This is a genomic window from Bradyrhizobium sp. 190 (genome assembly GCF_023073415.1).
Classification (GTDB): Bacteria; Pseudomonadota; Alphaproteobacteria; order Rhizobiales; family Xanthobacteraceae; genus Bradyrhizobium.
Genome location: NZ_JADPJL010000062.1, coordinates 84610 through 105104, shown reverse-complemented (window position 1 = coordinate 105104; position 20495 = coordinate 84610). Strand labels below are relative to the sequence as shown.

Below are 20495 nucleotides of genomic sequence, written 5' to 3'. Positions count from 1 at the left end.
CGGGTCAAGCCGGGACGACGGGGTACTTCTGAACACAAACCCCAGACGTGTCTGGAACGAGACTCGATTGTGGTTATATTTGCTGATCCAGAGTGAGTCTCCGCTCGACAACCAATCTGGCGCGAAGCGACATGTGTTCCGCAATGCTCGTCGAAACTCCACCGCCCTTCGCGACCGAAGCATTCGTCGATGCCGGTGCGGCTGTTGCCCGTCTCGAAGAGATCTACGAGCGCAATACCCGGTTCCTTCGCGATCGCTTTGAAGCCTATGTCAATGGCGGGGCGTTCACGACGCGCGTGCGCGCCTGTTATCCGTTTGTGCGGATGACGACCGCAACCCATGCGCGGCTCGATTCGCGTCTCGCTTACGGCTTTGTCGCGGGGCCGGGCGTACACGAGACCAGCGTGACGCGCCCGGACATTTTCCGCAACTACCTCACCGAGCAAATCGAGCTGTTGGTCAAGAACCACGGCGTGCCAGTTGAAATCGGCGAGTCGAACGAGCCTATTCCGATTCATTTCGCCTATCGGCGGGACATCAACATCGAGGCGGCGCTGACTATTGCCGACAGCTCGGCCTTTACGCGAACGCTGCGCGACGTGTTCGATACGCCCGATCTTGCCGCCATGGACGATGCGATCGCCGACGGCACGTTTGAGCTGCCCCCTGGAGCACCCGAACCCCTGTCCCTGTTCCGTGCCGCGCGCGTCGACTACTCACTGCGCCGTCTCTATCACTACACCGGCACCGATCCTGAGCATTTCCAGAATTACGTGATCTTCACGAACTACCAGTTCTATGTCGATGCCTTCGTGCAACTGTGCCAGCACCGCCTCGCATCGGGCGAAACAGGCCCCGATGCCTTTGTTGCGCCCGGGAATGCGATCACGCGCAATGCGCGGCTTGGCGGTGGCACGACCGGGATTACGCCTGAGCGCGCGCCACAGATGCCTGCCTTTCATCTCGTCGAGCCGGGCGATCGCGGCATTACCCTGATCAACATCGGCACCGGTCCGTCCAATGCGCGGAACGTCACCGACCACGTCGCGGTGCTGCGGCCGCACGCCTGGTTGATGGTGGGGCATTGCGCGGGACTCAGAAATACGCAGCGGCTCGGCGACTACGTACTCGCGCATGGTTACGTCCGCGAGGATCACGTGCTCGATCATGAGCTGCCGCTCTGGGTGCCGATCCCGGCGCTGGCCGAAATGCAGGTCGCGCTCGAGGAAGCGGTCGGCGAGGTTACCGGGCTGACCGGCTTCGAGCTCAAACGGGTGATGCGCACCGGAACGGTCGCAAGCGTCGACAATCGCAATTGGGAAATCAGTGGCCCGTCGGTCATACGACGGCTGTCGCAATCCCGAGCTGTCGCGCTCGACATGGAGTCCGCGGCGATTGCCGCCAACGGCTATCGCTTCCGCGTCCCCTACGGCACCCTGCTGTGCGTCTCCGACAAGCCGCTGCACGGCGAAATCAAGCTCGCCGGCATGGCCAGCGAATTCTACCGGCGACGGGTCGGTCAACATCTCGAGATCGGCCTGAAGGCGCTCGAACGGCTCAAGCACCAGGAATCCGAGCGTCTGCATTCGCGCAAGCTCAGAAGCTTTGCCGAAGTCGCATTTCAGTAGTCCGTAGGGTGGGCAAAGCGACAGCGTGCCCACCATTTCGAAGCGCGCTCGACGATGGATGGTGGGCATGTCGCTGACGCTCCTTGCCCACCCTACGAAGCTACGAAGTGGTCAACGCTGTGACGATGACGACACAGCGTCTGCTCGATCTTGAAAAAATCCCTTCAGCGCTCTTGCAACTGAAAGATGTTTCGTCTATTGACCCGCTCCTTCGCTTGGCCATGTGTTCGGGCTCGTTGTGACCCCGACTGGCGCGGGCCGGTCTCCGGTTTCGTGTTCCGCCAGGTGAAGACGCGATAGTAGCTCAGCGGTAGAGCGTCGGGGTGACCCGAAGGTCGCCGGTTCGATTCCGGTCTATGGCACCACAAAGGATAGCTCAGTTGGGTAGAGCAGATGAATCATAATCATCGGGTCGTGGGTTCGAATCCCGCTCCGCTCCGGTTCAGCCTAAAAAGCTGATTCCCATTGAAGGGGACCGGACGCGCGCTTCAGTCGCAGTCCGGCCGTATTGCCGCAAGGCTTTTCGTCCGAACCTAGACACTGTGAGACCGGCTTTGCGCCGCGGTGGATACCGCTTGCGTTGATGCCGGGTGGCAACGCTTGACCGCTCGACACTCGTCGAGCGATCGAGCGCGTGCGCCCGCCATCGCGCAAGCTCAAACCTGGCCCGCCGAGCTTTCAGGAAGCGTCGTCCGCGTCCCCACGTCCTTTGCAAAACGAAACCCGCTTTCCGACCCCGCGAGGGCCGGAGGGCAAACCTATGGAGGCGTGCCATGACCTGGCATTTGCTGATGAAGACGCTGACGGTGAAGGATGGCGAGCGCGCGTTGCTGACGCGTAACGGCAGGCTCGAGCGCGTGCTCGAACCCGGTCGTCACCGGCTGCTCGATTTCAGGCGTCAGTTGACGGCGGAGATCTTCAACGTCGTTCGCACCGAATTCCCCCCGGAGCGTTACGCGGTGCTGAAGGCCGCGCGGCCCGATCTGGCCACGGAGCTGTTCGAGGCGGTGGAGACGAAGGCGAACGAGATCGCCATCGTCAGCCTTGACGGTCGTCCCGTGCACCTGATGACGCCCTGGCAGGCGCGCGTCTACTGGAAGGTCGCAACCTCGATCGATGTCGAGCGCATCGACGTGGCCAGCGATCCCCGCGTGACCGCGCGTCACCTGGCGATGATCGAGCGCAACCGTCCTACCATCGTGACGGAAGCGGTGGTCGAGAACCACGAGGCCGGTCTGCTCTACGTCGAGGGCCGGCTGGTGGAGCGGCTCGCGCCCGGTCGGCACGCCTTCTGGATCGCCGGCCGCAAGATCGAGGTGAAGCGCCTCGATCTGCGTCCCCAGGCGGTCGAGATCACCGCGCAGGAAATGCTGACCAGGGATCGCATCGCGCTGCGTGTGACCCTGACGGCATTCCGACGGATCGTCGACCCCGAGCGCGTGGTTGCGGCTGTGCCCGACGTGGATGCGTGGCTGTACCGCCTGGTGCAGTTCGCGATCCGCGAAGCGGTTGCCGGCCGCACGCTCGACGAGGTGCTGTCGGCGAAGGCTGCGCTGGACGCGGAGCTGCGCGACTACGTACGTGCGCGCATCGCCGATAGCGGTGTCGAGGTCTCCGAACTCGGCGTGAAGGACGTGATCCTGCCCGGCGAGATCCGCGAACTCGTCAACAAGGTGGTGGAGGCGGAGCGGGTCGCGAAGGCGAACCTGATCCGCCGGCAGGAAGAGACGGCGGCGACGCGGTCTCTTCTGAACACCGCCAGGCTGATGGAGGAGAACCCTCTGCTGCTGCGGCTTAAGGAGCTGGAGTCGCTGGAGCGGCTGGTGGAGAAGGTCGGCCGGATCGACCTGCATGCGGGTGACGGGCAGGGCCTCGACGCGCTGCTCACAAAGCTGGTCCGCTTGAAGCCCGCGGAGAACGCATAACAGGAAGGGTCGCCCATGGGCGGCCCTTCATTTTTTGTTTTCAGGCATCGTGCAGCTGTGTCGATAAGGGTTTCTACGACAGTACCAATGTCTTCTCACCGTCCCGGCCGGCCACCCGTTCGTGCTCGGCGATAACCGCGACAACTCTAGCGACAGCCGGATATATTCCGCTGGAGAATGTCATCGGTCGCGTGGGCATGATTTGCCTTTCCATCGATGCCGGTGGCAACGGCGCGCAGCCCGCCATTCGTCACGGGCGGATCGGCACGGTGGTGCAATAGCGTGACACCAGTGGCTGCATTACAACGCCGGCCCGCAACGTCCGACGCGGATCTCGCCGTGGCTGCTCATTGAGAAGCAAAGGCCGCCATTTCAAACGCTAGTCGGCTTGCCGTGCGCCGGAATTGGAACCGCACGGCCCCGTAAGCTTACGGTGTTACCCATGCGTATTTTACGGTTGCGTCCGGACGCCCATTTGCATCTAACTCCTTGAGAGCGCGAGCAGGCAGCCTCGCGCCCGAGCGTTTGAAGTTTATTTGTTAGAGTTGAGAGTTTGTTTGAGTGAGTGTGCATAGAGAAAGCAGATTTAAGCTCATGTTCAGGCCGCCGTTCCGGGACACTCCAAATGGCGATGGTCGCGGACCTTTCACCGCGGGTTCCCCGCAGTGACGCCTCCTGCGGGAATGGGTAATCGCCTTCTTGCAGCATTGCCGGCATCGGACCTTGACCTGCTGAGGCCCGAGCTTGAGATGGTTGCGCTTGATCAGGACGCGGTCATCTCGCGGGCGGGTGACGCGATCGAGTACGTCTTCTTCCCTCATAGCGGCGCCATCTCGCTGATGATCGACATGGCGGACGGGCATACGGTTGCCATCGCCGCAGTCGGGCGCGAAGGGGCGGTAGGTATTCTTTCGGTGCTCGGGCCGTCGTCTGCAGACAATACCGCGGTCGTTCGTGCCGCCGGCACCGCCGCCCGGATACCCGCATCGCGATTTCACACCGCTTTCACCCGGAGCCCAGCGATACGGCACGCGGTCCAGATTCACGTCAAGGCGATGCTGAAGCAACTTCAGCTCGGTTCGGCCTGCAACGCGCTTCACCCGGTCGAAGCGCGCATGGCTCGCTGGTTGCTTCAGCTTCGCGACCGCGTCGACCATGATGTGCTCCCGCTCACCCAGCAGGCGCTCTCGCAGATCCTCGGTGTGCGACGTACGACCGTGACGCTCCTGATGCGCAAGCTGCGCGCGGGTGGAGCGATCAGGTCCGATCGACGAGGCCTGATCGAGATCGACCCGGCGCGGCTCGCGGCGGCAGCGTGCGAATGCCACAACGTCATGCATCTCGAAGTCGAGGAGATGTTCGCGACGAAATCGGCCCGATCTCGCGCGGCGGCTCCGCCCGAAGACCGACGCATTCCAGGAATCAAATCGGGCGGTGCCATGTGAGCGCGTTTCCGCGCAACCGCTCGATCTTCCGCATCGCGACTTGCCGCTGCGGCATTCCCGGAAAAACCTTCAAACAGCGGATTCTCCGCCCGATCCGTTTCTCTGCCGCCAATTTCGGCCGGGTGCTTGCTCGGATGCCGCCTCGAGCCTCGCAATCTCTCGCAGCACCTTCGCCGTCTGGCGCAGATCATTGCGCTCAGGACCCGGCTTCAGCCGTCGTGCCTCGTAAAGAAAGTCCTTGGCCTGCAGCAACCAGGTGGACGTTTCAGTCGATATTTGCATTCGCGCCATGGTGTCCCCCCATCGCGATGACAGCCTGATCCGTGTCGACGCCTACGCTAGCGAGGCCTCGCTGCGGTGCCGGACCCGGATGCTCGGCTCGTCGACCCAGGCTTCCCGCGCGAACCAGGCGTGATCGGCGCGGCAAATCGGACAACGGGTGCGCGAGAAAAACACCGCGCTTCGCGCAAAGCTCTCACGATCAGTCTTGATGCCGGTGGGAATCGCGTGCCCGGTTTGCGGACACTTGACCATGACCATACCCATGTCGCCTCCCTGGAAATTGCTTTCTTATTTGTCTCTTGCTGAAAAGCACCGGCCGGTTGGAGTTCGCCTTGTCGGTGCGGGTTACTTGGGGGGCATCGCGCACCTTGTCTGATCGAGCATTGGGCAGTGGGGCTCATGCTCGCTACTGGGCTTATTCCTACCGGCCGGATCCCTCCTCAAACGAACCTTGGACGTTGAGCGCAGCTTTGTTCGCCGGCTCGATGAAAAACCTTGGTGAAGTATTTCCTGATAGGCTCACTTGTCGCGTTCAGCGTGATTTTCACTTCGCTTTCACTCACGGCACGATTGTCCTTCTCAGGCGAAAGCATTCCCCGCGACGCTCGCCAGCGTCACGAGAGCTCGCGCTCCGTGTTCCGATCAGATTTTGGATGAGCCTTGACCAGCCCCAACGTTACTTTGCCCCACGAAAAGCCGGACTGTCGGTTCGGTTTGCGACTCTCGCGCAAATTTTTTTTGAAATTGTCAACATACACCATCGTATATTTGCGGAGTGGTGTGCATAACAGGGATATCCTGCGCGAGCGTGAAGCCTTTTCGTCAGCGTGACGTTGCGAATTTTTCAGCGTGACGTCGCAACGGGCGTCGGCGTTCACTGCGCAGTAGCGGTCGTCCGCACCGTCTGCTCAAACAAAAACCCCGGCATCGCTGCCGGGGTTTTGCATTCCTTGAGTAACGCCTTGAGTGGCTGGATCAGAAGTCCATGCCGCCCATGCCGCCGCCCGGAGGCATCCCGCCGCCGCCGCCGGCGTTCTTCTTCGGCAGTTCGGCGATCATGGCTTCGGTGGTGATCAGGAGAGCCGCGACCGACGCCGCGTTCTGGATCGCCGCACGAACCACCTTGGTCGGGTCGATGATGCCCTTGGTGACCAAATTGCCGTATTCGCCGGTCTGCGAGTCGAAGCCGTAATTGTACTGCTCCTTCTCGAGGATCTTGCCGACGATGACGGAGCCGTCTTCACCGGCGTTGATCGCGATCTGGCGGGCCGGCGCGGACAGCGCCTTGCGCACGATCTCGACGCCGGTCTTCTGGTCGTCGTTCTGGGTCTTGATGCGCTTGAGCTGCTCGGAGGCGCGGAGCAGAGCGACGCCGCCGCCCGGCACGATGCCTTCTTCAACCGCCGCACGGGTCGCATGCATCGCGTCATCCACGCGGTCCTTGCGCTCCTTCACCTCGACTTCGGTCGCGCCGCCAACGCGGATCACGGCGACGCCGCCCGCGAGCTTGGCCAGGCGCTCCTGCAGCTTCTCGCGGTCGTAGTCCGAGGTGGTTTCCTCGATCTGCGCCTTGATCTGCTGGACGCGCGCCTCGATATCGGCCTTCTTGCCGGCGCCGTTGACGATGGTGGTGTTTTCCTTGTCGATCATCACCTTCTTGGCGCGGCCGAGCATCTGCAGGGTCACGTTTTCGAGCTTGATGCCGAGATCTTCCGAGATCGCCTGACCGCCAGTCAGAACGGCGATGTCCTGCAGCATGGCCTTGCGGCGATCGCCGAAGCCCGGAGCCTTGACGGCAGCAACCTTGAGGCCGCCACGCAGACGGTTGACGACGAGGGTGGCGAGAGCTTCGCCTTCGACGTCTTCCGCGACGATGACCAGCGGCTTGCCGGTCTGCACCACGGCTTCGAGCAGCGGCAGCAGCTCGTTCAGCGAGGAGAGCTTCTTCTCGTTGATCAGGATGTAGGCGTCGTCCATTTCAACGCGCATCTTGTCGGCGTTGGTGACGAAGTAGGGCGAGATGTAGCCGCGGTCGAACTGCATGCCCTCGACGACGTCGAGTTCGGTCTCGAGCGACTTGGCTTCTTCCACCGTGATGACGCCCTCGTTGCCGACCTTCTTCATGGCGTCAGCCAGGAACTTGCCGATCTCGGCGTCGCCGTTGGCGGAGATGGTGCCGACCTGAGCGATTTCCTCGTTCGAGGTGACCTTCTTGGAGTTCTTGACGAGGTCGGCGACCACGGCTTCCACAGCCAGGTCGATACCGCGCTTCAGATCCATCGGGTTCATGCCGGCGGCAACCGACTTGGCGCCTTCACGGACGATCGCAGCCGCCAGAACGGTCGCGGTGGTGGTGCCGTCGCCGGCAGCGTCCGCGGACTTGGAGGCGACTTCGCGCACCATCTGCGCGCCCATGTTCTCGAACTTGTCCTCAAGCTCGATCTCCTTGGCGACAGTGACGCCGTCCTTGGTGATGCGGGGAGCGCCGAACGACTTGTCGAGCACGACGTTGCGGCCCTTGGGGCCGAGCGTGACCTTGACGGCATTGGCGAGGATGTCGACGCCGCGCAGCATGCGGTCGCGAGCATCTACGCCGAATTTGACTTCTTTAGCTGACATATTTGGTATCCCTGAGTTGATGCTGGATCTCACCCTGTCGGGGAGGCGCCTCGCGGGCGCTCCTCAGGGTGAGCGTTGCAGGCGGTGGCTTAGGCAGCCTTCTTCTTGGAGGCGGGGACGTCGAGTACGCCCATGATGTCGCTCTCCTTCATGATCAGGAGATCTTCACCGTCGATCTTGACCTCGGTGCCCGACCATTTGCCGAACAGCACGCGGTCGCCGACCTTGAGGTCGATCGGGATCAGCTTGCCGGCTTCGTCGCGGCCACCCGGGCCCACGGCGGTGATTTCGCCCTGCGAGGGCTTTTCCTTGGCACTGTCCGGAATGATGATGCCGCCAGCAGTCTTCTCTTCGGCGTCGATGCGCTTGACCACGACGCGGTCGTGAAGCGGACGGAATTTCATGCAGTCCTCCTAAGTTTCTGAAGATGTTGTCAGAATTGGAAATTTTGGCAGTCCGGGCAGGCGAGTGCCAACACGGCTGCGGCTGATTTAGGCCAGTCTTGTTCGGGGGACAAGGGCTTCTAGCAGAAAAATTGGCACTCAAATATGACGCCTGCCAATTTCGTTAATCATGATTAATTCGGCGGACGGGGTCGCGGACCCCGTATTAGCAGGTGCGGTAAGCTGCTGCTAACGCGTGAATTTTCAACAATTCATTAAACATTTAGGCTTGTGATGGGTTGGTATCGTGCGTCACATTTCTCTCATGTGAGCGCATCTCCGCCGGGGTGGCTCGGTGTGTGGCCACCACGTGAAATGCGCTTCCAGCAATGGAGGTTTGGCATGGTCTCGCGGGTTGGAGTTGCTTCCGAAGACTTCCGGAAGCAGGTGCTGGGTTACGGGCTGACGACGGCGCAAATCCTGTATCGGATGCCGGATCACCCCTCATTGCTGCAGACCTATGTCTGGCAGAACTACGATCTCTGCCCGAAATTTCCGGCGCTCCAGGACTTCCTCGCCTTCTGGCAGGAAAAGCTCGATGGCCCGCTGTTCTCCGTCACCGTCGCGCATTCCAGGCTGATCAAGCCAGCCGAACTGCGCGCGGTGGATGGCGTGTTCAGGCTGCATTGAGGCCAACGCTGGCGCCGTAGGGTGGGCAGAGCGAAGCGTGCCCACCCTGCCAATTTCGATCTCGCGCTTGATGGTGGGCACGGCGCGAAGCGCGCCTTTGCCCACCCTACGAAATTGAATTCGTGTTAGCCTCCCGCGACAAACAAAAAAGGGAGGAATCCATGGCCAAGCAGAAGGCGGCATCACGTCCCGCGGCGCAGACCGCCGTGAAGAAAAAATGGTCGGGCCACAAGACGGCAGCCAAGTCTTCGGCCCGCAAGACAGTCAAATCCAAGGCGAGGGGCGTTGCAGCGGCCAAGCCCAAGCCGGCCAAGAAGGCGCGACCGAAGCAGCGCATCGCCATCAGCCATCACCGCGAAGAAGATTTCAAGGCCGACGGTCTGCGCACTTACGCGCATTACCGCGACCTCGGCATTGCGGAGGCGACCCACGGCCTGGCGCAGGCGCATGTGATCCGCCTGCAGGGGCCCTGCAATCCGGCGGAAGTTTCAAAGCTGCATTACCACGACGTCGAATTCCAGATGGTCTACGTGCTCAAGGGCTGGGTGAAGACCTACATGGAAGGCCAGGGCGAGACGCTGATGAAGGAAGGCAGCGCCTGGACGCAGCCGCCGCGCATCAAGCATCTGATCATGGATTATTCCGACGACGTCGAATTGCTGGAAGTGATCTTGCCGGCGGAGTTCAAAACGGTGGAGTTGGCGAGCTGATCTTGTAGCACGGATGAAGCCAACGGGTCGCGCGAATGCGCGCCCGATGACAGGCTCCGCGAAAGCCGGGGCCGCTCTCGCAAGCTAACGAACTGATCCCGGATTGCGCTTCGCTCCATCCGGGCTACGAGTTGACGACCTTACGTCAACACCCCCACGATCGCCCCCATCAAACACGTCGTCAGTGTGCCCGAGACGATCGACTTCAATCCGAGCGCATTGATCTCCTCGCGCCGCTCCGGGGCCATGGTGCCGAGGCCGCCAATCATGATGCCGAGGCTGGCGAAATTGGCAAAGCCGCACATCGCGTAGAGCATGATCAGCCGCGAGCGCGGGTCGAGTGTATCAGTGCCGAGTTTTGACAGGTCGAGATAGGCGATCAATTCGTTGAGCACGGTCTTGGTGCCCATCAGGCTGCCTGCCGTGACGGCCTGCGACCAGGGCAGGCCCATCAGCCAGCACACCGGCGCCATCAGGTAGCCAAGCAGGCGCTGCAGCGAAATTTTGGCGCCGCCGATCTCGGGCAACAGCCCGAGGACGGCATTGACGAGGTAAACCAGCGCGACCAGCACCAGCAGCATCGCGATGATGTTGAGCAGCAATTCGAGCCCGGCCGTGGTGCCCTTGGCGATGGCGTCCATCGTGGAGGAGGCGTGCATGTCGGGATCTTCCAATGATCCACCCGTGCGCTTGTCCGAAGTCTCCGGCACCATGATCAGGCTGATCAGGATTGCCGCTGGCGCGCTCAGCACGGAGGCAATGACAAAATGCGCCGCCGCGTCCGGAATCAGCGGTGCGAGGAAGGTGGCGTAGAGCACCAGCACGGTGCCGGCGATGCCGGCCATGCCGCCGGTCATCACCAGAAACAATTCGCTGCGGGTGAGTTGCGCGAGATAAGGGCGGATGAACAGCGGCGCCTCGACCATGCCGAGGAAGATATTCGCCGCGGTGGACAGGCCCACCGCGCCGCCGACACCAAGCGTGCGCTCCAGCAGCCACGCCATGCTGCGCACGATCGGCGGCAGGATGCGCCAATAGAACAGCAGCGTCGTCAGAACGCTCATGACGAGCACGATCGGAAGCGCCTGAAATGCCAGGATGAAATCCGCGCCCGGCGCCTTGAGGTCGAAGGGCAGGGCGCCGCCGCCGAGATATCCGAACACGAAGGAAGTGCCGGCACGCGTCGCCGCCGAGATCGTGTTGACGGCGTCGTTGATGGCGCCGAACGCCTTCGCGACCGGCGGCAGCTTGAGCAGCACCAGCGCCGTGACGACGGTGACCGCAAGCCCGACTGCCATTTGCCGCAACGAGACCGCGCGGCGGTTATCACTGAGCGCCCACGCAATCGCCAGCAATGCCAGCACGCCGAACGCCGATTGCAGTTGCAGCATGAATCCCCCGCCAACCCCGGTGCGATTATGCCAGCGCCGCGCGGCCGCGCAATGCCGTGTTGCGGGTCTGCACGTTGACATCTGCATCCCGCTCAGCCACCCCGTCTCTCCATGTCCTCGACGATGCCGGTGGGCGCCCGCGACCTGCTCAGGCACGGGCCGTTCCTGTTCTTCCTGTTGTCGCGAAGCCTTTCGCGCTTCGCCAGCCAGATCGCCGCCGTTGCGATCGGCTGGCAGATCTACGACATCACCGGCAGCGCTTTTCAGCTCGGCATGGTCGGGCTGGTGCAATTCCTGCCCACAGCGCTGCTCGTTTTCGTGGCCGGCCATGCCGCCGACCGGTTCGAGCGCAAGCGCGTGGTGCAGCTCTGCCAGCTCGCGGAAGCGGCGACCGCGCTGTTCCTGGCGGTCTCCACCTTTGGCGGCTGGCTCACCGACGTACAGATATTCATCGCTACGTTCGTGATCGGGATCGCCGGCGCCTTCGAGAGCCCGGCCACGGCCGCGCTTCTGCCGCTGATCGCCCCCAAAGGTTCGGTGCAGCGCGCGACTGCGATCTCCTCCGGCGCAGCCCAGGTCGCGACCATCACGGGACCTGCGCTCGGCGGGCTGGCTTATGTGTTCGCGCCAAGCCTGCCTTATTTCGTCATCGTCGCCTTCTGGCTGGTGGGCGCGGTTCTGACCGGCTTCATCCACATCACGAAGCAGGAGCTTTCGAAACCGGATGCGATCGCCGACGATGTGTTCGCCGGCGTGCGCTTCATCCGCAGCAACCCGGCGATCCTCGGCACCATCTCGCTCGATATGTTCGCCGTGCTGCTCGGCGGCGTCACGGCGTTGCTGCCGATCTATGCGCGCGACATTCTTGAAACCGGCCCGCTGGGTCTCGGCATCCTGCGTGCCGCGCCCGCGGTCGGCGCGCTGCTGATGACGATCGTGCTGGCGCGCTACGTTATCAACCGACATATCGGATTACGGATGTTTCAGGCCGTGATCGTGTTCGGCGCGGCGACGGTCGTGTTCGCTCTCTCGCAGTGGATGTGGCTGTCGGTGCTGGCGCTGGCGGTACTGGGCGCGGCGGACACGATCAGCGTGGTGATCCGTTTTTCGCTGGTGCAGCTTTCGACGCCCGACGAGATGCGCGGCCGGGTCGGCGCGGTCAATTTCCTCTTCATCAATGCCTCAAACCAGCTCGGTCAGTTCGAAAGCGGCGTCACCGCGGCGCTGTTCGGCGTCGTGCCGGCCGCCGTACTCGGCGGCGTCGGTACGATCGCGATCGCGCTGCTGTGGATGAAGCTGTTCCCGGCGCTGCGGAAGGTGGAGCGGCTGGAGTAGGGGTTGCGCTACGATGTCTTAGCATGTCGTCCCTGCGAACGCAGGGACCCATACCGCGTGATATCTCGTGTGAACACGAACGGTAGACGTCTCGTAACCCAATCCGCGCCGCGGAGTATGGGTCCCCGCGTTCGCGGGGACGACGCCGGTGGGTTTGTCTACCCCCGCCCGACAAACGGCATCTTGCTCGCCATCACCGTCATGAACAGCACGTTGGCATCCAACGGCAGGCCGGCCATGTAGGCGACGGCGTCGCCGACCGCCTTCGCGTCCATGCGCGGTTCCTGTTTCATCGTGCCATCGGGCTGCATCACACCGGGGCCGGCGACCATGCGGTCGGTCATTGGCGTCGCGGCATTGCCGATGTCGACCTGGCCGACCGCGATATCGTACATGCGGCCGTCGAGATTGGAGGCTTTGGTGAGACCGGTGATCGCGTGCTTGGTCGACGTGTAGGCCGCCGAGAACGGCCGTGGCGCGTGCGCCGAGATCGAGCCGTTGTTGATGATGCGGCCGCCGCGCGGGTTCTGATCCTTCATGATGCGGAAGGCGTGCTGCGTGCACAGGAAGGGACCGGTGAGGTTGGTGTTCACCACCGCCTGCCACTGTTCGAGGCTGAGATCCTCGAAATTCACCGGCGGCGCGCCCATGCCGGCGTTGTTGAAGAGAACGTCGAGCCGGCCATAGGTATCCTTCACCTTGGCGAACAGCGCCGCGATCGAGCCGGGATCAGTCATGTCGGCGGACACGCACAGGCTCTTGCCGACATTGTCGCCGAGCTTCTTGGTTTCTTCCAGCATCTCCATGCGGCGCCCGGCCAGCACCACGGTGAAGCCGGCATTCATCAGCGCGAGCGAAGCGGCGCGCCCGACGCCGGTGCCGGCACCGGTCACGATTGCGATCTTGTTTGTTGCGTCGGCCATTGTTTCCTCGCCTTCAGTTTTTTGTTTCTGTTTCGGATTTGTAGGGTGGTCTTGGAATATTCTGATGCGCCGCCCGCAGTGCCGCCGACCAGCGGGAACGCAGATCGTGGAAATAGGGCTCGCCCGCCTCGATGCGGTGGTTGAGATCGGCCTCGCAGGCATCTGTCCGCACTACCAGCACGTCGATCGGCAGGCCGACGCCGAGGTTGGAGCGCATGGTCGAATCCATCGAGATCAACCCGGTCTTCAGCGCCTCATACAGTTCGACGTCGTAATGCATCGCGCGGTCCAGCACCGGCTTGCCATATTTGTGCTCGCCGATCTGCAAATAGGGCGTGTCGGTGGTGCATTCGATGAAATTGCCGGCGGTGTAGACCATGAACAGCCGCATCCGCGAGCCCTTGATCTGTCCGCCGAACAGGAAGGAGACGTCGAAGCTGACGTCTTCGGATCGCAGCGCCGGGCCTTCGGTGGCATGGACCAGGCGGATCGCCCGCCCGATGCGCTGCGCCGCCTGGAACATGGTCGGCGCGTTCATCAGCGTCTCGATCTCGCCGGTGTTGGGGTCTTCGATGCCCTCGGTCAATGTCGACAGCACTGACTGGCTGATCGCCAGGTTGCCGGCGCTGGCAATCGCCATGATGCGCTCGCCGGGTTTTGAGAAGACGTGCAGCTTGCGGAAGGTCGAGACGTTATCGAGCCCGGCATTGGTGCGGGTATCCGCAATCATGACGAGACCGTCCCGAACCAGAATTCCGCAGCAATAGGTCATTCCAAGTCCCCGAACGCGCCCGATACCTTTGGCGGCCAAACTAGTAGCCAATTTCAGGGGGGCATCCAACCCCAATTCCCGTGGCGCGGCATGCGCCGGCGACTAAAACCCGCCTTGCCCGAGGCGGCATGGCGTCTCACGCCGGCGAATATCCGCCGGGGTGCGGTTGGCCCACCCGATGGGCGAGTTCTCGAAGATCAGGGCAGCCCGATCGCGGTGCAACTTTTCCGGGAACGGGGTATGCAAAGATAGTGTCGCCGGCCGGCATCGGCTGCGTTACGTTGCGACCACCCATAGCTACAAGAAAAGAAAATACATTGGGAGGCTGAATGCGCGCCTGGAACCTCATGGTGCTTCTCGGCACCGCACTTTTCGCTGCAAGTCCCGCCGCCGCGCAGAAAAAGGGCGGCACGCTCAGGCTCTACCACAACGACAATCCGCCCTCGACCTCGCTGCATGAGGAAGCGACGATCGCCTCGGTGACGCCGTTCGCGGCGATCTTCAACAATCTCGTCGTGTTCGATCCCGCCAGGGTTCATGAGAGCATCGACACTGTCATTCCTGATCTGGCCGAAAGCTGGTCGTGGGATTCCACCAACACCAAGCTGACCTTCAAGCTGCGGCAGGGCGTGAAATGGCACGACGGCCAGCCGTTCACGGCCAAGGACGTGCAGTGCACCTGGCGGATGCTGATCGGCAAGACCGAGACCCAGGACTTCAAGCGCAATCCGCGAAAAGTCTGGTACACGAAGCTGCAGGATGTCAGCATCAACGGCGATTACGAGGCGACGTTCGAACTGAGCGAGCCGCAGCCCAGCCTGCCGGTGCTCCTGGCGAGCGCGTTTTCGCCGGTCTATCCCTGTCATGTGCCGCAGCAGGTGATGCGCACCAAGCCCGTCGGCACCGGCCCTTTCAAATTCGTCGAGTTCAAGCGCGGTGAGTCGGTGCGTCTGGTGCGCAATTCCGATTACTGGAAGAAGGATCGTCCGTATCTGGACGAGATCACGTTCCGGATGATCGACAGCCGCGCCACGCGCATGCTGGCGTTCGCCACCGGTGACTACGACATCACTTTTCCCTCCGACGTCAGCGTTCCCCTGATGAAGGACATCAAGGCACGCGCGCCGAACGCGATCTGCGAGATGACGGCCACGGGAACCCAGATCAATCTGATGGTCAACCGCGTCAATCCGCCTTTCGACAATCCGGATATCCGAAAGGCGATGTCGCTGGCGCTGGACCGCAAGCCCTTCAACACCATCCTGATGGAGGGGATGGCGCGGATGGGCGGGGCGATGCTTGCCAAGCCCGAAGGCGAATGGGGTATGCCGCCGGAAATGGTAACTTCGCTGACCGGCTACGGTCCGGATACCGAAAAGAACATCGCCGAGGCGCAGTCGATCATGCAGAAGCTCGGCTACAGCGACGCCAAACCGCTGCAGATCAAGATCCAGACCCGAAACCTGCCGACCTATCGCGATCCCGCCGTGATCCTGACTGACCAGCTCAAGAAGATCCACATCACGAGCGAACTCGACATTCTCGATACGCCGCGCTGGTACGCGCGGCTGGCCAAAAAAGATTACACGATCGGACTGAACGTCACCGGCGTCAGCGTCGACGATCCCGACGGCAACATCGTCGAGAACTATTCCTGCAAGTCGGAGCGCAACTACACGCAGTATTGCAATGCCGAGGTTGACCGGCTGCTGGCCGCGCAATCGAGCGAGCTCGACAAGGAAAAACGCAGGAAGATGGTCTGGGATATCGAGCGGCTATTGGTCGAGGATGCTGCGCGGCCGATCATCCTGCACTCATCGGCCGGCAATTGCTGGCAACCCCACGTGAAGAACTTTCGGCCGCATGACAACAGCCAGTACAACAATTTGCGGTTCGAGGATGTATGGCTGGATAAGTAACGGAATCGTAGGGTGGGCAAAGGCGCATCGCGCCGTGCCCACCATATCTCCACGATCTCAATGTTTAATGGTGGGCACGCTTCGCTTTGCCCACCCTACGAGTCCTTGCAATGACGGTACAAGCTTACTGCGACTGGCTCTGCCACTGTCCCGATCGTCCGGCCCGATCGACCTTGACCGCCACCGTCAGCGTCTCCGCACCGCCGCCATAGCGCGTGCCGCGCACCGGCGCGGCGCCGAGATAGTCCAGCCCGATCGCGACACGGGCATGGGCATCGGTGGTGCAGATGCCGTTGGCGGCATCGAAGCCGACCCAGCCGAGATCAGGCACATAGGCTTCCGTCCATGCGTGGCCGGCCTGCTGGTGCACGGTGCCGTCGGAGCGCAGGAAGTGTCCGGAGACGAAGCGCGCCGGCACGCCGCCCGAGCGGGCGCAGGCGATGAAGATGTGGGCGTAGTCCTGGCAGACGCCGCGCTTGAGCGCGAAAGCTTCCGCCGCCGACGTGCCTGAGTTGGTGGGGTCCTCGTCGAAGGTCATATGCTCGTTGATCTGCACCATCAGCGCGTGCAGGAAGCCGAGCACGTCGCCATCGGATTCCGAGCGCATCTCGCGGGCAAACGTCGCCATCGCCGGATTGACCTCGGTCAGCGCGGTCTGGCGCAGGAACAGGCTCGGCGGAAAGCGCTCGTCGGTGCCGCGCAGCACGCCGCCGGTATCGTGGGTCTCGATCAGGCCTTCGACACGGATGGTGAGGTCGGCGATCGCGCCGTGGGTGAGCACATGCGTGACGTTGCCGAATGCGTCCTGGTGCATGTCGAGCCGGGAGTCCGTGGAGACGTCGATCTGCCATTCGGCGACATATTGCCCGTCATGGCTGCCGGGCGTCATGCGCAAAATCTGGATCACGCCCGAGGCCGGTGGCTCGTAGCGATAGCTGGTGGAATGGGCAATTCGCAGGCGCATTGGGCTAAACCAGTTGAGGTCCTGACCGTCATGCCCGGGCAGTAGCGCGAAGCGCGTCTTCGCGCTAGATGTCCCGGGCATCCACGTCCACCGGTTGGCATAGCAAGACGTGGATGGCCGGGACAAGCCCGGCTTTGATGGCGTTTGGTTGCGTTTCGTCCGAAATCTCTAAATCAAATACTGCCGGGTGATGATCTCACCGAGGCGCGCATTGTCCGAGATGAATTCCTGGATGAACTCATGGACGCCGTGCTGAAAGATATCGTCCATATGGCTGTGTTCAAGCCGGTTGCGGACGCCGCGGGCGTGGCGCTGGGAGGCGCCCTGGCGGCCATAGGCGACGCCGATCTGGTCGAGATTGCGCACGAGGTTGCTGTAACAGCTCGCCAGCGAACGCGGCAGGGTGTCGTTCAGGATCAAAAGGTCGGCAATCAACCAGGGTTTCAGCGTCTCGCGATAGACCCAGTGATAGGCGGTCAGCGCCGACACCGAGCGCAGGATCGAGGTCCACTGGTAATAGTCCAGCGGGCCGCCGACATGTTCCTCCTCGGGCAGCAGCACGTGGTACTTCACGTCGAGAATGCGGGCGGTGTTGTCGGCGCGCTCCAGGTGCAGGCCGAGGCGGGAGAACCAGTAGGCGTCGTTGCGCAGCATGGTCCGGTAGGCCGAACCGTCGAACCGCAGCGAGGTCTCCTGCACGAAGCGGAGGAACCGCGCCAGTTCCTCACGGCTGGAGGTGCCTTTGCCCCAGACCTCCTGCAATTCGATCCAGGCCGAGTTGATGGTGTCCCACATCTCTGACGTCAGTGCGGTGCGCACCGAACGCGAATTGAGCCGCGCTGCCTCGATGCAGTTCTTGATCGAGGAGGGATTGGAGGGGGAAAACGCGAGGTACTCGACGACGTTCTGCTCGTTGGCTTCCTGATAGGCCTCGTAGAAGCTCGCGCTGACGCCGGCGGTCAGCAGCGCCGATTCCCACTCGTTGGTCTTGCCGATATAGGCGGCGGGAAGTGCTGTGACGCGCAAGGTCGCGTCGATGGTGCGCGCGATATATTCGGCACGTTCGACGTAGCGGGCCAGCCAGTAGAGGTTTTCGGCAGTGCGCGACAGCATACGAAAATTTCGCTCTCTATTCGTCCAGTATCCAGGTGTCCTTGGTGCCGCCGCCCTGGCTCGAATTGACCACCAGCGAGCCTTCCTTCAGTGCCACCCGCGTCAGCCCGCCCGGCACGATGGTGACGTGCCTGCTCCCCGTCAGCACGAACGGCCGCAAATCGACATGGCGCGGCGCGAGGCCCGACGCGGTGCAGGTCGGGCAGGTCGACAGCGCCAGCGTCGGCTGGGCGATGAAACCCTCGGGCTCGCGCTTGAGCTTGTCGCGGAACGCCTCGATGGTTGCTTTCGTCGCGGCAGGTCCAATCAGCATGCCATAGCCGCCGGAGCCGTGCACTTCCTTCACCACGAGGTCGCTGAGATTGTCGAGCACGTACGACAGGTCCTTCGGCTCGCGGCAGCGCCAGGTCGGCACGTTCTTCAAGATCGGCTCTTCGCCGAGATAGAATTTTACGACCTCCGGCATGTAGGAATAGATCGCCTTGTCGTCGGCGATCCCGGTGCCGACCGCGTTCGCCAGCGTGATATTGCCGGCCGCATAGGCCGACATCAGGCCGGGCACCCCGAGCGCCGAATCCGGGCGGAAGGTGAGGGGGTCGAGGAAATCGTCGTCGACGCGACGGTAGATCACGTCGACGCGCTTCAGCCCCTCGGTGGTGCGCATGAACACCTCGTCGTTCTTGACGATGAGGTCGCGGCCCTCGACCAGCTCGATCCCCAGTTTGTCGGCCAGGAAGGAATGTTCGTAATAGGCGGAATTGTAGACGCCGGGCGTCATCAGCGCGACGGTGGGCTCCGCCGAGGCCGAGATCGGTGCCACCGAGCGTAACGCCGAGAGCAGTTCGTCGGGATATCGCTCCACCGGTGCGACGCGGTGGCGGGCGAACAGATCCGGAAACAGCCGCATCATGATTTCGCGGTTTTCCAGCATGTAGGACACGCCCGAGGGCGTCCGCGCATTGTCCTCCAGCACGATGAAATTATCGGCGTCGACCCGGACGATGTCGATCCCGGCGATGTGCACGTAGACGTCGTGTGGCACGCTCTGGCCGTTCATCTCGGGCCGGAACACCGGGTTCTGGAAGATCAGGTCGTCGGGGATGATGTTGGCGCGCAGGATGTCGCGGCCGTGATAGATGTCGCGCAGGAACATGTTGAGCGCGCGCACCCGCTGCTTCAGGCCCTTTTCCAGCGTGGCCCATTCCTTGGCCGACATGATTCGCGGGATCACGTCGAAGGGGATCAGCCGCTCCTGGGCTTCGGCGTCGCCATAGACCGCGAAGGTGATGCCGATCCGGCGGAACAGCAGTTCCGCCTCCTGCCGGCGATATTCCAGAGCGTCCGGAGGCGTCTCCTTCAGCCAACGGGAGAGCTCCCGATAGGCCGGGCGGAGGTCGCCGCCGGGACCATTCATTTCATCGAACGCAGCTGCCATAAATTCTGAATATCCCCCAAGTCATGCGCCACAGTGCATGACCTGAAGGGATGGTAGCAAGGGCCGGGCCAGCGCGATATGCATTGGCTTGCGGCATTTGGTATGGGTAGTCCGCCGTGCTGCCCGGAAAAAAGGCTGCCGGGTGCTTATTTCGGCAGCAAACCCCCGTGACTTCAATGCGTTGCTTGCGCAAGGTACGGGGCAGGTGGGGAGAAGTCATGAGCGAGATCGTCACGGCGGGTATTCTGGTCATTGGCGACGAGATCCTGTCCGGCCGGACCAAGGACAAGAACATCGGCTTCATCGCCGAGTACCTGACCAATATCGGGATCGACCTCAAGGAGGTCCGCGTCGTCGCCGACGATGAAGCCGACATCATCGCCGCCCTTGATGCACTGCGGCATCGCTACAACTACGTCTTTACGACCGGCGGTATCGGCCCGACCCATGACGACATCACCGCTGACAGCGTCGCCAAGGCGTTCGGTGTCGGGATCGACCATCACCCCGAGGTGGTGGCGCGCTTCCGCGAACGCTGGACCGAACAGGATCTGAACGAGGCGCGGCTGCGCATGGCCCGGGTGCCCGATGGCGCCGATCTGATCCAGAGCGCCACCATCCTTGCTCCCGGCTTCAAGCTCGGCAATGTCATCGTGATGGCCGGCATCCCCTCGATCATGCAGGCGATGATGGACATCGTCGCGCCCAAGCTGAAGTCGGGTGTGCGGATGCTCTCGGACTCGGTCCGCGCCAATGCGCGGGAAGGCGACATCGGCGGGCCGCTGCGCGAGATTGCCAATGCCCATCCCGACACCATCATCGGCAGCTATCCGTTCATGGACGAGGACAAGAAGCCGAACACCAACCTCGTCGTCCGCTCGCGCGATCCGGAAAAACTCAACGCCGCGATGGCCGCGGTGAAGGAGATGCTGGCGGGATTGAACGTCGCGCGGTAGCGGCG

At 62.5% G+C, this 20495-nt stretch carries 18 protein-coding genes and 1 tRNA gene; 10 read left to right on the top strand and 9 right to left on the bottom strand.

The window, feature by feature from the left end; genetic code table 11:
• Positions 1–143: 143 nt before the first annotated feature.
• The 5 genes from IVB22_RS29730 to IVB22_RS29710 all read left to right on the top strand — a co-directional run bounded on the left by IVB22_RS29730 (position 144) and on the right by IVB22_RS29710 (position 4998).
• Positions 144–1628 carry an AMP nucleosidase gene (locus tag IVB22_RS29730; protein WP_247520718.1) on the top strand — a complete coding sequence of 495 codons (1485 nt, stop codon included), beginning with the start codon at positions 144–146 and terminating at the stop codon, positions 1626–1628.
• A 293-nt stretch (positions 1629–1921) separates the two neighbouring features.
• Positions 1922–1993 (top strand) — tRNA-OTHER (locus IVB22_RS29725).
• Between the two features lie 408 nt (positions 1994–2401).
• Entirely contained in the window at positions 2402–3553 is a 1152-nt protein-coding gene (locus IVB22_RS29720) for a slipin family protein (RefSeq protein ID WP_247520717.1), read from the top strand.
• 121 nt (positions 3554–3674) lie between these two features.
• The gene (locus tag IVB22_RS29715) at positions 3675–3839 is read left to right on the top strand and encodes a hypothetical protein (protein WP_374207726.1); all 165 of its coding nucleotides are present in this window, start codon (positions 3675–3677) and stop codon (positions 3837–3839) included.
• 397 nt (positions 3840–4236) lie between these two features.
• Complete coding sequence (locus IVB22_RS29710; RefSeq protein WP_249805449.1) at positions 4237–4998, top strand: Crp/Fnr family transcriptional regulator; 762 nt, start codon at positions 4237–4239, stop codon at positions 4996–4998.
• Positions 4999–5331: 333 nt separating this feature from the next.
• Here IVB22_RS29710 and IVB22_RS29705 read toward each other — a convergent pair whose 3' ends face one another.
• The 3 genes from IVB22_RS29705 to IVB22_RS29695 form a co-directional block, all read right to left on the bottom strand.
• Positions 5332–5544: a hypothetical protein gene (locus IVB22_RS29705; RefSeq protein ID WP_247520715.1), complete on the bottom strand. Its 213-nt coding sequence runs from the start codon at positions 5542–5544 to the stop codon at positions 5332–5334.
• Positions 5545–6255: 711 nt separating this feature from the next.
• Positions 6256–7899, bottom strand: a complete 1644-nt coding sequence (gene groL, locus IVB22_RS29700) for a chaperonin GroEL (RefSeq protein ID WP_247520714.1) — start codon at positions 7897–7899, stop codon at positions 6256–6258.
• A gap of 89 nt (positions 7900–7988) precedes the next feature.
• Positions 7989–8303, bottom strand: coding sequence for a co-chaperone GroES (locus IVB22_RS29695; RefSeq protein WP_247520713.1), 315 nt, complete (start codon positions 8301–8303; stop codon positions 7989–7991).
• Between the two features lie 381 nt (positions 8304–8684).
• Between IVB22_RS29695 and IVB22_RS29690 the strand changes: the two genes are divergently transcribed.
• Together IVB22_RS29690 and IVB22_RS29685 are read left to right on the top strand one after the other, a co-directional pair.
• Positions 8685–8972 carry an usg protein gene (locus IVB22_RS29690; protein WP_247520712.1) on the top strand — a complete coding sequence of 96 codons (288 nt, stop codon included), beginning with the start codon at positions 8685–8687 and terminating at the stop codon, positions 8970–8972.
• Between the two features lie 161 nt (positions 8973–9133).
• Positions 9134–9682, top strand: a complete 549-nt coding sequence (locus IVB22_RS29685; RefSeq protein ID WP_247520711.1) for a cupin domain-containing protein — start codon at positions 9134–9136, stop codon at positions 9680–9682.
• Between the two features lie 140 nt (positions 9683–9822).
• Here IVB22_RS29685 and IVB22_RS29680 read toward each other — a convergent pair whose 3' ends face one another.
• Positions 9823–11073 (bottom strand): NupC/NupG family nucleoside CNT transporter, encoded by a 1251-nt coding sequence (locus IVB22_RS29680; protein ID WP_247520710.1) that lies wholly within the window; start codon positions 11071–11073, stop codon positions 9823–9825.
• 111 nt (positions 11074–11184) lie between these two features.
• Here IVB22_RS29680 and IVB22_RS29675 point away from each other — a divergent pair, with 111 nt between their 5' ends.
• Entirely contained in the window at positions 11185–12408 is a 1224-nt protein-coding gene (locus IVB22_RS29675; protein WP_247520709.1) for an MFS transporter, read from the top strand.
• Between the two features lie 158 nt (positions 12409–12566).
• Here the strand turns inward: IVB22_RS29675 and IVB22_RS29670 are convergent, their stop codons facing one another.
• Positions 12567–13331 carry an SDR family oxidoreductase gene (locus IVB22_RS29670; RefSeq protein WP_247520708.1) on the bottom strand — a complete coding sequence of 255 codons (765 nt, stop codon included), beginning with the start codon at positions 13329–13331 and terminating at the stop codon, positions 12567–12569.
• A 13-nt stretch (positions 13332–13344) separates the two neighbouring features.
• Positions 13345–14103, bottom strand: a complete 759-nt coding sequence (locus IVB22_RS29665) for a proteasome-type protease (protein ID WP_247520707.1) — start codon at positions 14101–14103, stop codon at positions 13345–13347.
• 329 nt (positions 14104–14432) lie between these two features.
• Between IVB22_RS29665 and IVB22_RS29660 the strand changes: the two genes are divergently transcribed.
• Complete coding sequence (locus IVB22_RS29660) at positions 14433–16022, top strand: ABC transporter substrate-binding protein (protein ID WP_247520706.1); 1590 nt, start codon at positions 14433–14435, stop codon at positions 16020–16022.
• Positions 16023–16146: 124 nt separating this feature from the next.
• Here the strand turns inward: IVB22_RS29660 and IVB22_RS29655 are convergent, their stop codons facing one another.
• From IVB22_RS29655 to IVB22_RS29645, 3 genes are all read right to left on the bottom strand, one after another.
• On the bottom strand, positions 16147–16986 hold the full coding sequence (locus tag IVB22_RS29655) for a transglutaminase family protein (protein ID WP_247520961.1): 840 nt from the start codon (positions 16984–16986) through the stop codon (positions 16147–16149).
• Positions 16987–17154: 168 nt separating this feature from the next.
• Positions 17155–18099 (bottom strand): alpha-E domain-containing protein, encoded by a 945-nt coding sequence (locus IVB22_RS29650; RefSeq protein ID WP_214488697.1) that lies wholly within the window; start codon positions 18097–18099, stop codon positions 17155–17157.
• 16 nt (positions 18100–18115) lie between these two features.
• A complete protein-coding gene (locus IVB22_RS29645) occupies positions 18116–19534 on the bottom strand; it encodes a circularly permuted type 2 ATP-grasp protein (protein ID WP_247520705.1) in 1419 nt (472 codons plus the stop codon).
• A 218-nt stretch (positions 19535–19752) separates the two neighbouring features.
• Here IVB22_RS29645 and IVB22_RS29640 point away from each other — a divergent pair, with 218 nt between their 5' ends.
• Positions 19753–20490, top strand: a complete 738-nt coding sequence (locus IVB22_RS29640) for a molybdopterin-binding protein (RefSeq protein WP_247520704.1) — start codon at positions 19753–19755, stop codon at positions 20488–20490.
• The last annotated feature ends 5 nt before the right edge of the window (positions 20491–20495 follow it).

Excerpts from the sequence above, each read along its gene's own strand:
- IVB22_RS29730 (WP_247520718.1), top strand. The coding sequence starts at position 144 with ATGCTCGTCGAAACTCCACCGCCCTTCGCGACCGAAGCATTCGTCGAT.
- IVB22_RS29720 (WP_247520717.1), top strand. The coding sequence starts at position 2,402 with ATGACCTGGCATTTGCTGATGAAGACGCTGACGGTGAAGGATGGCGAG.
- IVB22_RS29710 (WP_249805449.1), top strand. The coding sequence starts at position 4,237 with ATGGGTAATCGCCTTCTTGCAGCATTGCCGGCATCGGACCTTGACCTG.
- IVB22_RS29705 (WP_247520715.1), bottom strand. The coding sequence starts at position 5,544 with ATGGGTATGGTCATGGTCAAGTGTCCGCAAACCGGGCACGCGATTCCC.
- groL (WP_247520714.1), bottom strand. The coding sequence starts at position 7,899 with ATGTCAGCTAAAGAAGTCAAATTCGGCGTAGATGCTCGCGACCGCATG.
- IVB22_RS29695 (WP_247520713.1), bottom strand. The coding sequence starts at position 8,303 with ATGAAATTCCGTCCGCTTCACGACCGCGTCGTGGTCAAGCGCATCGAC.
- IVB22_RS29690 (WP_247520712.1), top strand. The coding sequence starts at position 8,685 with ATGGTCTCGCGGGTTGGAGTTGCTTCCGAAGACTTCCGGAAGCAGGTG.
- IVB22_RS29685 (WP_247520711.1), top strand. The coding sequence starts at position 9,134 with ATGGCCAAGCAGAAGGCGGCATCACGTCCCGCGGCGCAGACCGCCGTG.
- IVB22_RS29680 (WP_247520710.1), bottom strand. The coding sequence starts at position 11,073 with ATGCTGCAACTGCAATCGGCGTTCGGCGTGCTGGCATTGCTGGCGATT.
- IVB22_RS29675 (WP_247520709.1), top strand. The coding sequence starts at position 11,185 with ATGTCCTCGACGATGCCGGTGGGCGCCCGCGACCTGCTCAGGCACGGG.
- IVB22_RS29670 (WP_247520708.1), bottom strand. The coding sequence starts at position 13,331 with ATGGCCGACGCAACAAACAAGATCGCAATCGTGACCGGTGCCGGCACC.
- IVB22_RS29665 (WP_247520707.1), bottom strand. The coding sequence starts at position 14,103 with ATGACCTATTGCTGCGGAATTCTGGTTCGGGACGGTCTCGTCATGATT.
- IVB22_RS29660 (WP_247520706.1), top strand. The coding sequence starts at position 14,433 with ATGCGCGCCTGGAACCTCATGGTGCTTCTCGGCACCGCACTTTTCGCT.
- IVB22_RS29655 (WP_247520961.1), bottom strand. The coding sequence starts at position 16,986 with ATGCGCCTGCGAATTGCCCATTCCACCAGCTATCGCTACGAGCCACCG.
- IVB22_RS29650 (WP_214488697.1), bottom strand. The coding sequence starts at position 18,099 with ATGCTGTCGCGCACTGCCGAAAACCTCTACTGGCTGGCCCGCTACGTC.
- IVB22_RS29645 (WP_247520705.1), bottom strand. The coding sequence starts at position 19,534 with ATGGCAGCTGCGTTCGATGAAATGAATGGTCCCGGCGGCGACCTCCGC.
- IVB22_RS29640 (WP_247520704.1), top strand. The coding sequence starts at position 19,753 with ATGAGCGAGATCGTCACGGCGGGTATTCTGGTCATTGGCGACGAGATC.